Origin of the sequence: Cryocola sp. 340MFSha3.1 (assembly GCF_000383315.1) — a bacterium.
Classification (GTDB): domain Bacteria; phylum Actinomycetota; class Actinomycetes; order Actinomycetales; family Microbacteriaceae; genus Leifsonia.
Genome location: NZ_KB911088.1, coordinates 1,518,591 through 1,531,757 on the forward strand (window position 1 = coordinate 1,518,591; position 13,167 = coordinate 1,531,757).

11 protein-coding genes are annotated in these 13,167 nt (G+C 70.7%); all 11 read left to right on the plus strand.

The genetic code is table 11. The annotated features are described in order from the left end of the window. Positions 1 to 11: 11 nt before the first annotated feature. The 11 genes from H284_RS0118365 to H284_RS0118415 all read left to right on the plus strand — a co-directional run bounded on the left by H284_RS0118365 (position 12) and on the right by H284_RS0118415 (position 13,156). The gene (locus tag H284_RS0118365) at positions 12 to 1,556 is read left to right on the plus strand and encodes a Mur ligase family protein (protein ID WP_018191370.1); all 1,545 of its coding nucleotides are present in this window, start codon (positions 12 to 14) and stop codon (positions 1,554 to 1,556) included. After that, the gene (locus H284_RS0118370) at positions 1,557 to 2,996 is read left to right on the plus strand and encodes a UDP-N-acetylmuramoyl-tripeptide--D-alanyl-D-alanine ligase (protein WP_020077370.1); all 1,440 of its coding nucleotides are present in this window, start codon (positions 1,557 to 1,559) and stop codon (positions 2,994 to 2,996) included. After that, complete coding sequence (mraY, locus tag H284_RS0118375) at positions 2,993 to 4,108, plus strand: phospho-N-acetylmuramoyl-pentapeptide-transferase (protein ID WP_018191368.1); 1,116 nt, start codon at positions 2,993 to 2,995, stop codon at positions 4,106 to 4,108. Before H284_RS0118370 ends, mraY begins: the two co-directional genes overlap by 4 nt. Then, positions 4,105 to 5,685 (plus strand): UDP-N-acetylmuramoyl-L-alanine--D-glutamate ligase, encoded by a 1,581-nt coding sequence (gene murD, locus H284_RS0118380; RefSeq protein ID WP_020077371.1) that lies wholly within the window; start codon positions 4,105 to 4,107, stop codon positions 5,683 to 5,685. The genes mraY and murD overlap by 4 nt, the downstream gene beginning before the upstream one ends. Beyond that, complete coding sequence (gene ftsW / locus H284_RS0118385) at positions 5,648 to 6,940, plus strand: putative lipid II flippase FtsW (RefSeq protein ID WP_018191366.1); 1,293 nt, start codon at positions 5,648 to 5,650, stop codon at positions 6,938 to 6,940. Before murD ends, ftsW begins: the two co-directional genes overlap by 38 nt. Then, positions 6,937 to 8,004, plus strand: a complete 1,068-nt coding sequence (locus tag H284_RS0118390; RefSeq protein WP_020077372.1) for a UDP-N-acetylglucosamine--N-acetylmuramyl-(pentapeptide) pyrophosphoryl-undecaprenol N-acetylglucosamine transferase — start codon at positions 6,937 to 6,939, stop codon at positions 8,002 to 8,004. The genes ftsW and H284_RS0118390 overlap by 4 nt, the downstream gene beginning before the upstream one ends. Before the next feature lie 95 nt (positions 8,005 to 8,099). Beyond that, on the plus strand, positions 8,100 to 9,527 hold the full coding sequence (murC, locus tag H284_RS0118395; protein WP_020077373.1) for a UDP-N-acetylmuramate--L-alanine ligase: 1,428 nt from the start codon (positions 8,100 to 8,102) through the stop codon (positions 9,525 to 9,527). 11 nt (positions 9,528 to 9,538) lie between these two features. Then, positions 9,539 to 10,561 carry an FtsQ-type POTRA domain-containing protein gene (locus tag H284_RS0118400; protein WP_155885518.1) on the plus strand — a complete coding sequence of 341 codons (1,023 nt, stop codon included), beginning with the start codon at positions 9,539 to 9,541 and terminating at the stop codon, positions 10,559 to 10,561. Between the two features lie 142 nt (positions 10,562 to 10,703). Beyond that, positions 10,704 to 11,885 (plus strand): cell division protein FtsZ, encoded by a 1,182-nt coding sequence (gene ftsZ / locus H284_RS0118405; RefSeq protein ID WP_018191362.1) that lies wholly within the window; start codon positions 10,704 to 10,706, stop codon positions 11,883 to 11,885. Next, entirely contained in the window at positions 11,851 to 12,564 is a 714-nt protein-coding gene (locus H284_RS0118410; RefSeq protein ID WP_020077375.1) for a YggS family pyridoxal phosphate-dependent enzyme, read from the plus strand. The genes ftsZ and H284_RS0118410 overlap by 35 nt, the downstream gene beginning before the upstream one ends. A gap of 64 nt (positions 12,565 to 12,628) precedes the next feature. Then, entirely contained in the window at positions 12,629 to 13,156 is a 528-nt protein-coding gene (locus H284_RS0118415) for a cell division protein SepF (protein WP_020077376.1), read from the plus strand. Positions 13,157 to 13,167: the final 11 nt, after the last annotated feature.

Sequence of the window (13,167 nt, forward strand, 5' to 3'; positions counted from 1 at the left end):
AAGTGAGCCACGTGACAGGACCGGCGCCCTCTTCACTGCGCCCCGAGCATCCCGTCGCCCGCCCGCTCGCCCAGCTGGTAGCGGAGTTCGGGCTGGATTGCCGCGGCGACCTCGACGGGGTCGAGGTGACCGGTGCGGCTCTCGCGAGCTCCGCCGTCGAACCCGGTGACCTCTATGTCGGCGTGCCCGGCCGCAACGCACACGGCGCGACGTACGCGACCGCCGCGGCGGAGGCGGGAGCCGTCGCCGTGCTCACCGACGAGGAGGGTGCGGCCCTCGCGGCCGAGTCCGGCCTCCCGGTCATCGTCACGCCGGAGCCCCGGGCCGCGCTCGGCGCGGTCTCCGCCTGGATCTACCGCACCGACGAGAACTCGGCGACCCTGTTCGGCGTCACCGGCACCAACGGCAAGACCAGCGTCGTGTACCTGCTCAACGCCATCCTCGGGCAGCTCGGAGTCGTCTCCGGCCTCAGTTCGACGGCGGAGCGCCGCATCGGCGACACGGCGATCACGAGCAAGCTGACCACGCCGGAGGCGAGCGAGCTCCACGCGCTGCTCGCCCGGATGCGCGAGGAGGGCGTCCGCGCCGTCGCCATCGAGGTGTCGGCGCAGGCTCTGACTCGCCACCGCGTCGACGGGATCGTGTTCGACGTCGTCGGCTTCACCAACCTCAGTCACGACCACCTCGACGACTACGCCGCGATGGACGACTACTTCGCCGCGAAGCTCGAGCTCTTCCAGCCCGACCGCGCCCGACGCGGCGTCGTCACGGTCGATTCCGACTGGGGCCGCGCCCTGGTCGAGCAGTCGCGCATCCCGGTCGCCACGCTGTCCAGTTCGCCGGGGGCCGACTCCGAGTGGCTGCTCACCGTGCTCGAGGAGACGCTCACCCGGACGTCGTTCGCGCTCGAAGGCCCGGACGGACGCCGGCTGGAGACCAGCATCCCGCTGCTCGGCGCCTACAACGCGGCGAACGCGGCGCTCGCCATCGTCATGCTGGTCGAGTCGGGGTACGACCTCGACGCGATCGGAGCGGCGCTGGAGCGCGACGGCGGGATCGACGCGTACATCCCAGGCCGTGCAGAGCGGCTGTCGGGCGATCGCGGCCCCGTCGTCTTCATCGACTACGGCCACAGCCCCGACGCGTTCCTCTCGACGCTGAGCGCACTGCGCAAGGTGACCGACGGCCGCATCGTCATGGTGTTCGGCGCCGACGGCGACCGCGACACCACGAAGCGCACCGACATGGGGGCCATCGCGGCCCGCGGGTCGGACGCCGTGGTCATCACCGACTTCCACCCGCGCTGGGAGGACCCGGCGAGCATCCGTGCCGCCCTCCTCGACGGAGCGCGCAGCGCCGTCCCCGACCTCGAGCTGTACGAGGTGCCCGACCCGCGCGCCGCGTTCCGCACCGCGCTGTCCCTGGCCGACGAGGGCGACGTGGTCCTGTACGCCGGTCCCGGCCACGAGGACTACCAGGAGGTCGCCGGACAGCGTCTGCCGTACTCGGCCCGCGACGATGTGCGCCTCGCGCTGCGAGAGGCCGGGTGGCTGTAGATGATCGCCCTCACCCTGGCCGAGATCGCCGAGGCCACCCGCGGCACCCTGCTGCTCGACGGCACCCACGTCTCCCCGGAGACGGTCGTCTCCGGACTGTCCACGACCGACTCGCGCGAGGTCGTCCCCGGCAGCATCTTCTTCGCGAAGCCGGGGGATGTGACCGACGGCCACCTCTTCGCCCCGCAGGCGGTCGAGGCGGGCGCCGCGCTCGTCGTCGTCGACCATCCACTCGAGCTGCCCGTCCCGCAGCTGCTGGTTGAGGACACCGTGGTCGCCCTCGGCGACCTCGCCACTGAGGTCATCGCCCGGGTCCGGGCGCTCGGACTGCTCAAGATCGTCGGCATCACCGGGTCCAACGGCAAGACCACGACCAAGAACCTGCTCCGCGCCGTGCTCGAGCAGGTCGGACCGACGATCGCGCCGCGCGCCTCCTTCAACAACGAGGTGGGCGCACCCGTGACCATGCTCCAGGTGACCGAGGAGACGCAGTTCCTCGTCGCCGAGATGGGCGCGAGCGGAATCGGCGAGATCGCCCGCCTGGTGCGCATGGCGCGCCCGGACGTCGGAGTCGTCCTCAAGGTCGGCCTCGCGCACGCCGGCGAGTTCGGCGGCATCGAGAAGACCCTGCAGGCGAAGACCGAGATGGTCACCGACCTGCTGGAGTCCGACGTCGCCGTCCTGAACATGGACGATCCGCGCGTCGCCACGATGGCGGACAAGACCGTCGCCCGCGTGCTCTGGTTCGGCCTGGACGAGCGCGCCGACGTGCGCGCGACCGACGTCGTCTCGGACCGGAGGGGCACGTCGTTCACGCTCCACCTGCCGCCCCGGAACGGGGCCGAGGGTCCTGGCACCGAGGCGCAGTCGCGCCCGGTGCGGTTCCAGGTGCTCGGCGAGCACCACGTCATGAACGCCCTGGCCGCCGCCGCCTCCGCGTACGTGCTCGACGTCGACATCGACACCATCGTGTCCGCGCTCCAGACCGTGGAGACGGCGGAGCGCTGGCGGATGGAGGTCATGGGCGGCAGCGACGTGACGGTCATCAACGACGCCTACAACGCGAGCCCGGACTCCATGGCCGCAGCGATCAAGACCCTGGCGCAGATCGCCGAACCGGACGGCCGCACGATCGCCGTCCTCGGCGAGATGAGCGAGCTGGGGGAGTTCTCCGGCGAGGAGCACGACCGCATCGGCCTGCTGGCCGTCCGGCTCGGCATCGATCAGCTCGTGATCGTCGGACCGGCGGCGCGCCGGATGCACATCTCCGCCATCAACGAGGGCTCCTGGGATGGCGAATCCCTGTACTTCGACACGCAGGACGCCGCGTTCGAGCACCTCCGGGGCGCTCTGCGTCCCGGCGACACGGTGCTCGTGAAGTCCTCCAACTCGGCCGGACTGCGCTTCCTGGGCGACCGACTGGGAGAATCGTTCTCGTGAGAGCCCTGCTGACATCCGGTGCGCTGTCGATGGCGTTCACGCTCTTCCTGACCCCGCTCTTCATCCGGCTCTTCCGCCGGCTGCAGTGGGGACAGTTCATCCGCGACGACGGACCGCAGAGCCACCACGCGAAGCGCGGCACGGCGACCATGGGCGGCATCGTCGTCATCCTCGGCACCCTGTTCGGCTACTTCACGGCCCTCCTGCTGACGGGGGACGAGACGAGCGTCTCGGCGCTCCTCGTGCTGTTCCTCATGGTCGGCCTGGGCGTCGTCGGGTTCATCGACGACTTCCTGAAGACGCGGCGCGAGCGCAGCCTCGGTCTCACCGGCTGGGCCAAGGTGGCCGGCCAGGTCATCGTCGCCACCGTCTGGGCCTTCCTCGCGATCCGCTTCCCGAACGGCAACGGCTACACGCCGGCGACGATGACGGTGTCCTTCATCCGCGACCTGCCGGCGATCGACTTCGGCGAGATCACCCGGTACGGCGCCATCGGCGTGATCGTCGGTTACGGCCTCTACCTGATCTGGATCAACTTCCTGGTCGCGGCGACATCGAACGGTGTGAACGTCACGGACGGCCTCGACGGGCTCGCCTCCGGCGCGTCCATCCTCGCGATCGGCGCCTACATCATCATCGGGTTCTGGCAGTCGATCCAGTCGTGCGCGAGCATCAACCTGAACCCCGAGAACGTCGCGAAATGCTACGACGTGCGCGATCCGTTCGATCTCGCGATCGTCGCGACGGCGATCGTCGGCGCGGTCGTCGGCTTCCTCTGGTGGAACACCTCGCCCGCGCAGATCTTCCTCGGCGACACCGGCTCGCTGGCGCTCGGCGGCGCGGTCGCGGCCCTCGCCATCCTGAGCCGCACCGAGCTGCTGCTCATCCTCATCGGCGGCATCTTCGTCATCGAGGCCGGGTCGGTGATCGTGCAGCGGGCGTACTTCAAGCTCACGCACGGCAAACGCATCTTCCTGATGAGCCCCATCCACCATCACTTCGAGCTGAAGGGATGGGCGGAGGTGACGGTCGTCGTACGGTTCTGGATCATCGGCGGACTCCTCGTCGCCGCCGGCGTCGGGTCCTTCTACCTGGAGTGGCTGGCGACGTGACCGATTCCGACGACACCGCCCGCGCGGGCGACGCCCTGGCGGAGCGCCTGGCCGCTCTGACCAGCTGGCACCACGATTGGAGCGGCCTGCGGGTCGCCGTGTACGGCCTGGGCGTCACCGGCTTCTCGGTCGCGGACACCCTCGTCGAGCTGGGAGCCGACGTGCTGGTCGTCGCGGCGAAGGCCGACGACGAGCGGCGGATGCTGTTGGAGGTCATCGGCGCCGAGCTCCTCGAGGAGCCCGACCTCACCGCGCCGCCGGAGCGTCTCGTCGCGTTCGACCCTGACCTGGTCATCGCCTCGCCGGGCTTCCACTGGGATCACCCCCTCCTGCTCTGGGCGGAGCAGCGCGGCACGGCCGTGTGGGGCGACATCGAGCTCGCCTGGCGTCTGCGCGACAAGGTCGCCCGTCCCGATGGCGCCGAAGGCCCCGCCGACTGGATCTGCGTCACCGGCACCAACGGCAAGACGACCACCGTGCAGCTCACCGCGACGATGATCCTCGCCGGAGGCAACCGCGTCGCACCGTGCGGCAACATCGGCGTCCCCGTCCTCGACGCCATCCGCGATCCCGAGGGATTCGATGTCCTCGTGGTCGAGCTCTCCAGCTACCAGCTGCACTGGGTCAACCGGAACGTCGGCGGCGAGCTGTCGCCGTTCTCGGCGGCGTGCCTCAACATCGCCGACGACCACCTCGACTGGCACGGCTCGCTCGAGGCGTACATCGCCGCCAAAGCGAAGGTGTACGACAACACCCGCGTCGCCTGCGTCTACAACAAGGCCGACGAGAACACCCTGCACATGGTGGAGGAGGCGGAGGTCACCGAGGGCGCACGCGCCATCGGCTTCGGCCTCGGCGTGCCCGGCCCGAGCGACTTCGGGATCGTGGACGGGATCCTCTGCGACCGCGCCTTCCTCGACGACCGAGCGAACGCGGCGCTCGAGCTGACCACTCTCGACGAGCTGCAGGAGGCCGGGCTCTCGGCGCCGCACGTCGTCGCGAACATCCTCGCCGCCAGCGCGCTCGCGCGGTCGTACGGTGTCGCCCCACAGGTCATCCGCGACGTTCTCACGGCCTTCCGGCTCGACGCCCACCGTATCGAGCTGGTGCGCGTCCAGGCCGGCGTGAACTGGGTGGACGACTCGAAGGCCACGAACCCACATGCGGCCGACGCATCCCTCCGCGCCTACCCCTCCGTGGTGTGGCTGGTCGGCGGCCTGCTCAAGGGTGTCGACGTGGATGCGCTGGTCGGCCGACATGTCGGCCGCCTCCGCGGCGCTGTGCTCATCGGCGTCGACCGGGAGGCGCTCCTCGCCGCATTCCGGCGACACGCGCCGGACCTTCCGGTGCTGGAGGTCGTCGCCGACGAGACTGATGAGGTCATGCCGACGGCGGTTCGGCTGGCCGGTGGTCTCGCGCACGAAGGAGACACCGTGCTGCTCGCTCCGGCGGCGGCATCGATGGACCAGTTCGCCGACTACGCAGAACGAGGCCGCCGCTTCCAGTCGGCCGTGAACGAGTATTTGGGAGGTGAGGCGGATGACGAGTCCGCCCCGCGTCCCGACGCGCAGGACTGAGCGTCCGAGCGCCCGGTCTCAGCAGAGCGCTGCTCCGTCGGCCGCGTCCCGCCCCAGCGCCGCCGCACGCATCGGTGCGCTGACCACCCGCATCCAGCTGGGCCGGGGGATGACGTCCGAATCGGCCAACTACTTCCTCCTGCTCGGAATCACGCTGTTCATGGTCGTGTTCGGCCTCGTCATGGTGCTGTCCTCCTCCTCGGTGGAGGCGCACAACGACGACGACAACTTCTTCTCCCGCTTCTGGTCGCAGGGCGCGTACACGCTGGTCGGCCTGCCGCTGATGTTCCTCGTCTCGCGCATCCCACGCGGGTTCTGGAAGAAGACGATCTGGTTCTTCCTCGGCGCCGCCTGCTTCCTGCAGCTGCTCGTGCTGCTCACCCCGCTCGGCGTCGAGATCGGCGGCAACCGCAACTGGCTGCGCATCGGCTCGGTCACGGCCCAGCCGTCGGAGGCGATCAAGCTCGCGCTCGTCGTCTGGCTGGGCGTCGTCCTTGCGCGCAAGCGGGATGTGCTCGACCAGTGGAAGCACGTCGCCGTCCCCGTCGTCCCCATCGCGGGTGGCGCGGTGGCGCTCGTGCTGCTCGGCGGCGACCTGGGCACGACCATGATCATGGCGGCGCTCATCCTCGGCGCCCTGTACTTCGCAGGCGTGCGTCTCCGCTACCTCCTCACCGGTGTCGTCGCCGTCGGCGCGCTCGCTGTCATGGTCGCGCTGTCGAGCGCCAGCCGTGTCGGCCGCATCGCCGCCTACTTCGGCGGGACGAGCGTCGCGAACCCGGACGTGGACTGGCAGATCAAGAACGGCTTCTACGCGCTCGCCTCCGGGGGCGTCTTCGGGGTCGGACTCGGCAACTCGCACTCCAAGTGGTCGTGGCTGCCCGCCGCCGACACCGACTTCATCTTCGCGATCATCGGCGAGGAGCTCGGCCTCATCGGCGCGGTCGTCGTGCTCCTGCTCTTCGTGATGCTCGCGGTCGTCTTCCTGCGCATCATCCACGCGTCGACCGACCCGTTCGCGCGGGTGACGACGGCGGCCATCATGGTGTGGCTGATCGGCCAGGCGTTCGTCAACATCGCCGTGGTTCTGGGGGTGATCCCGGTGCTGGGCGTCCCGCTCCCACTGATCTCTGCGGGAGGGACTGCGATGATCAGTTCCATGATCGCCATCGGAATCGTGCTGTCGTTCGCCCGGCAGTCTCACCGTGACTCCCAGGCCGCCTCCGAGACCGGTTCGGCGGGTCCGCGGGCATGACGCGGTACCTTCTCGCCGGCGGGGGCACCGCCGGCCACGTGAACCCCCTGCTCGCCGTCGCCGACCGTCTGCGCCGTGACCAGCCGGATGCCGAGGTGCTGGTTCTCGGGACGAAGGAGGGGCTCGAGGCGCGTCTGGTCCCGCAGCGAGGCTACGAGCTCGCGACCATCCCGAAGCTCCCGTTCCCGCGCCGCCCGAACGCGGCCGCGCTGCGCTTCCCTGGCGAGTACCGGCGCAGCATCGCGACCGTCCGCGCCCTGATCCGCGACCGCGGGATCGACGCCGTCGTCGGCTTCGGCGGCTACGCCGCGGCCCCGGCCTACTCGGCGGCCCGGCGCGAGGGCGTCCCGCTCGTCCTGCACGAGGCGAACGCGCGGCCGGGCCTCGCGAACCGGCTCGGTGCCCGGTACACGCCGTGGGTCGGCGTGGCGTTCGAGGGCACGCCGCTGCCGCATCCCACCTTCGTCGGGATGCCGCTGCGGGTGGAGATCGAGCAGCTGGATGCGGCCGCCGTCCGCCCACAGGCCGCGGCCGAGTTCGGGCTCGACCCCGAACGCCCGACGCTGCTCGTCACAGGCGGCTCGCTCGGCGCGCGCCGGATCAACCAGACCGTTTTCGCACGCGCCGCCGAGCTGACGGCTGCCGGCTGGCAGGTGCTGCACATCCAGGGCGGCCGCGGCGAGCTGACGGACCCCGGCATCGAGCACTACCGGCTGCTCGACTACTGCGACCGCATGGATCTCGCCTTCGCCCTGACCGACGTCGCCGTCGCCCGCGCGGGCGCCGCGACGGTGTGCGAGTTCGCCGCGCTGGGCATCCCGGCGGTGTACGTTCCCTTCCCGATCGGCAACGGCGAGCAGCGGTTCAACGCGGCCGGGGTTGTCGAGGCGGGAGGCGGCGTGCTCGTCGACGATGCCGCCTTCGCTCCGGACTGGGTGGACGGCGAGCTGCTTCCGCTGCTGTCCGACCGTGCCCGTGTTGCCGAGATGGCGCGCCGGGCCGCGTCGGTCGGGGTCCGCGACGGCTCCGACCGCATGGTCGCCCTCATCCGCTCGGCCCTCTGACAGCTCCACTCCGGTGAGCCTCGGGCCGATCCGCAGGGTCGCCGCGTAGCCTCATACTGGATGGAGTCCCTCTCGCGTAACCGAAAGCTGTACCTGTGACGATCAAGCCCGACCTGACCCTCGCCCTCCCGGAGGAGCTCGGAAAGCTCCACTTCGTCGGCATAGGCGGTTCCGGGATGAGCGGCATCGCCCGCCTGTTCCTCGAGGCCGGCTACACCGTGACCGGATCGGATGTGCGGCACTCCGCGAACATCGACACCCTGCGGAACCTCGGCGCGACGATCGCCATCGGACACGACGCCGCCAACGTCGGCGACGCCGACACGCTGGTCGTCACCGGCGCCCTCTGGCAGGACAACCCGGAGTACCAGCTGGCGCTCTCCAAGAGACTCCCGGTGCTGCACCGGTCGCAGGCCCTCGCCTGGCTGATCAACCGCTCGCGGCTGGTCGCCGTGGCCGGCGCGCACGGCAAGACGACCTCCACCGGCATGATCATCACCGGGCTGCTGGGCCTCGGCGAGGACCCGAGCTTCGTGAACGGCGGCGTCATCGCCTCCCTCGGCACGAGCTCCAAGACCGGCACCGGCGAGCTGTTCGTCGTCGAGGCAGACGAGTCGGACGGCTCGTTCCTGCTTTACGACACGGCCGTCGCCCTGATCACCAACGTCGACCCCGACCACCTCGACCACTACGGTTCGCTGGAGGCGTTCGAGGACGCCTTCGTGTCGTTCGCCCGCGAAGCGGACGAGTTCGTCGTCGTCTCGTCCGACGACGTGGGCGCCCTGCACGTGACCGGCCGGCTGCGCGAGCAGGCGCCGGACAAGCGGGTCGTCACGTTCGGCGAGGCGGAGGACGCCGACGTCCGCGTCCACTCCATCGTGACCGACGGCCCCGTCTCGTTCTCTCTGCGCTACCAGGGCGAGGACTACTCCGCGCGGCTGCGCGTGCCCGGGCGGCACAACGCCATCAACGCCGGCGGCGCCTTCGCCGTGCTGACCGGCCTCGGATTCGACCCGGCCGCATCCCTCGCCGCCATCGCCGAGTTCGGCGGCACCGAGCGCCGCTTCGAGCTGCACGGCACGGTGGGAGGCGTCAGCGTCTACGACGACTACGCGCACCACCCGACCGAGGTCGCCGCCGCGCTCTCCGCCGCCCGCACGGTTGTCGGAGACGGACGCATCATCGCCGTCCACCAGCCGCACCTGTACAGCCGGACGCGTCTGTTCGCGCAGGAGTTCGCCGAGACGCTCGAGCGCTACGCCGACGAGACCGTCGTGCTCGACGTGTACGGAGCGCGCGAAGACCCGGAGCCCGGAGTGACCGGAGCGCTCGTCGCCGACCGCTTCGAGCATCCCGAGCGGGTGGCCTTCATCGCCGACTGGCAGCAGGCCGCCGACCACACCGCTCATATCGCCCGGGAGGGCGACTTCGTGATCACCCTCGGCTGCGGCGATGTGTACCGCATCGTGCCCCAGTTGCTCGACTCGCTGCGCCGGGAGCACCCGGACGCGCCCAGCGCTTAGCGGGCCGCTCGGTGAAGCGTCCCCAGGGTTTCGACCGGCAGGAGGTGCCGGCGTCCGCGCCCGCGCCGATGCGGCACGAGCCGGAGGCGCGCGACGAGCAGCGGCTGGAGTCCGCGCCCGCGCGCGGCGTCGGCACGGTGACCGAGCCCATCCCGGTGATCGCCGATCCCTCGGCCGCGCAGCCCGTTGACGCCGAACCCGCGCGTTCCCCCCGGGCGGAGCGCCCGACGGACACCTCGCCGTACTCGCGGCTCCCCACGAACCGGGAGATCGACAAGGCGCTGCGAGCGGCCCGCCGGGAGCGGAAGCGGCTCGAGCGGGGCGAGGTGCGCCGCTTCACCAAGCGCTCGCGCCGCCGCCGCATCGCCTGGCTGGCCGCCGGCGCCGTCGTGGCGGGGCTCGTGCTCTCCGTCGCGCTCATCGCGTACTCCCCGCTGCTCGCGCTGAAGCACATCCAGGTGACCGGCACCTCCCGGCTGGATGCGAAGGCCGTCGAGAAGAAGCTGTCGGATCAGCTCGGCACCCCGCTGCCGCTGCTCGACCAGGCCGGCATCTCGAGCGACCTGGCCGCGTTCCCGCTCATCCGCAGCTACACGGTGGAGAGCCACCCGCCCGACTCGATCATCGTGCGCGTGGTGGAGCGGCAGCCGGTGGGCGTCATCCAGCAGGGCGCCGCGTACACGCTGGTGGATGCAGCGAAGGTGCCGATCTCGAGCAGCGAGAAGCGGCCGGACGGGTACCCCCTGATCGCGGCGAGCGGCGGGGCGGCCGACGTGGATGCCGACTCCGGCTTCGCGGCGGCGGCCAGCGTCCTTAGCGCCCTCCCGGCCGACGTGCTGGCGCAGGTCGACACCATCGCGGCCAAGACGAAGGACGACGTGAGTTTCACTCTCCGGGGCAACGGTGCGACCGTGGTCTGGGGGAGCGCGGAGGACTCGTCGCTCAAGGCGGCGGACCTGGGCGCCCTGCTGAAGAGTGCGCCGGGATCGTCGCGGTACGACGTCTCCTCGCCCCACAGCGTGACGACGGGATGACCGGGTTGGGCACGACTTTTCCGACACGCCTGACCGGATACCGGGGCGGCGGCCCGGCCCACCTAACGTCGGATCGAGAATTGCATACTCAGCAAGACTTTAAGCCTCAGCTAGAGGTTGAAGGTTCCAGTGGAGGCCGGACGTGACAGCACAACAGAACTACCTCGCCGTGATCAAGGTCGTCGGCATCGGCGGAGGCGGCGTCAACGCCGTCAACCGCATGATCGAGCTCGGCCTCCGCGGCGTCGAGTTCATCGCCATCAACACGGACGCCCAGGCGCTGCTGATGAGCGACGCCGACGTGAAGCTCGACGTCGGCCGTGAGATCACGCGCGGCCTCGGCGCCGGAGCGGACCCCGAGGTCGGCCGTCGCGCCGCCGAGGACCACGCGGAGGAGATCGAGGAGGCCCTCGCGGGCGCCGACATGGTCTTCGTCACCGCGGGAGAGGGCGGCGGCACCGGAACCGGTGGCGCACCCGTCGTCGCGCGCATCGCGAAGTCGATCGGCGCACTGACCATCGGTGTCGTCACCAAGCCGTTCTCCTTCGAAGGCAAGCGCCGCCAGCAGCAGGCCGAGGCCGGCGTGCAGCGCCTGAAGGAAGAGGTCGACACCCTCATCGTGGTGCCGAACGACCGGCTGCTGGAGATCAGCGACCGCGGCATCAGCATGCTGGAGGCGTTCTCCACCGCCGACCAGGTGCTCCTCGCCGGTGTCCAGGGCATCACCGACCTCATCACGACCCCCGGCCTCATCAACCTCGACTTCGCCGACGTCAAGTCGGTCATGCAGGGAGCCGGCTCCGCCCTCATGGGCATCGGCTCCTCCCGTGGCGCCGACCGGGCGATCAAGGCGGCGGAGCTGGCCGTGGCCTCCCCGCTGCTGGAGGCGTCCATCGACGGCGCCCACGGCGTCCTGCTCTCGATCCAGGGTGGATCGAACCTCGGCATCTTCGAGATCAACGACGCCGCCCGTCTGGTGCAGGAGGCGGTGCACCCGGAGGCGAACATCATCTTCGGTGCGGTCATCGACGACACGCTCGGCGACGAGGTGCGCGTGACCGTGATCGCGGCCGGATTCGACGGCGGCGAGCCGAGCACGCGGCCGGCCGCGGTGGATGCGCGCCGCGCCAGCTACATCGAGGCCGGTTCCGAGGAGTCCCAGGTGGCCTCCTCCGCCGAGGTCGAGGCCGGCGAGATCCCCGCGCCCGTGACGACCGACGCCTGGCAGACCGGCGAGAGCCCGGTCACCGAGGCCGCCCAGCAGAAGGACCCGGCGTTCGACGACGAGAATGACGACCTCGACATCCCCGACTTCCTCAAGTAGTCCGCTGGCCGAGCGGCTCGCCGCGGTCCGGGAGGGCGTCGCCGACGCCGCCCGGGCCGCCGGCCGTTCGCCCGACGAGCTGACGACGATCGTGGTGACCAAGTTCCACCCGGCCTCGCTCGTCCGCGAGCTGGGCGCGCTCGGCGTGCACGACGTGGGGGAGAACCGCCACCAGGAGGCGCAGGAGAAGGCGGCGGAGCTCGCCGACCTCGACCTCACCTGGCATTTCGTCGGCCAGCTGCAGAGCAAGAAGGCGCGGCAGGCGCGGCGCTACGCGTCCGTCATCCACTCGGTCGACCGGTTCTCGCTCGTCGACGCCCTCGCCGCGCGCGAGGGCGAAGGCGACCCGGATGTGGACGTGTTCGTCCAGCTGAACCTCACCGACGACCCCGCGCGCGGCGGTGTCGCCGACCGCGACCTCGAACCGCTGGTGGAGCACGTGCTCGCCGCGCCCGGGCTCAACCTGCTCGGCGTCATGGCCGTCGCCCCGCTCGGCGAGACGCCGGCCAGCGCCTTCGAGCGGGTCCGTGCCGCCTCCGACCGCGTCCGTACCCTCGCGCCGGAGGCCGCGTCGATCTCCGCGGGGATGTCGCAGGACTACCGCGAAGCCATCGCGGCCGGCGCGACACACCTTCGGATCGGGACCGCCATTACCGGGAATCGGCCGGAGCTTCGTTAATCTCGAAACGAAGAGTTCGAAGTGCGTGGCGAGGCGTCGACGCGCAGGTCTGTACGGAGGAACCATGGCCAACCCGCTGAAGAAGACGATGGTCTACCTGGGCCTCGCCGACGAGGAACTGGAGTTCGAGGAGCAGCCGCAGGAGCAGGCTCATCACCAGCCGCGCCGCGAAGCACCGGTCCACACCCCGGCCCCGTCGCCGGTCCAGGCCGTCCCCCACCCCGCTCCGGTCGCTCCCGCGGCCGGTCGCGCTCCGGTCACGCCGCTGCGCAAGTCGTCCACCGCACGGAATGGATCGGTACAGGAAATGAACGAGATCCTCACGGTCCACCCCCGCCAGTACCGCGACGCCCAGGCGATCGCCGAGTCGTTCCGGGAGGGCATCCCGGTCATCATCAACCTCTCGCAGATGAGCGAGGGCGACGCCCGCCGCCTCATCGACTTCGCCAGCGGCCTCTCGCAGGGCCTCTACGGCAAGATCGAGCGGGTCACCCCGAAGGTGTTCCTGCTGTCGCCCAGCCACGTCGTCGTCTCGGGCGAGCACGGCGGCCAGGACGCCGAGGTCGACGCCTCCTTCTTCGCCCAGGCCTGAACCTGCGGGCT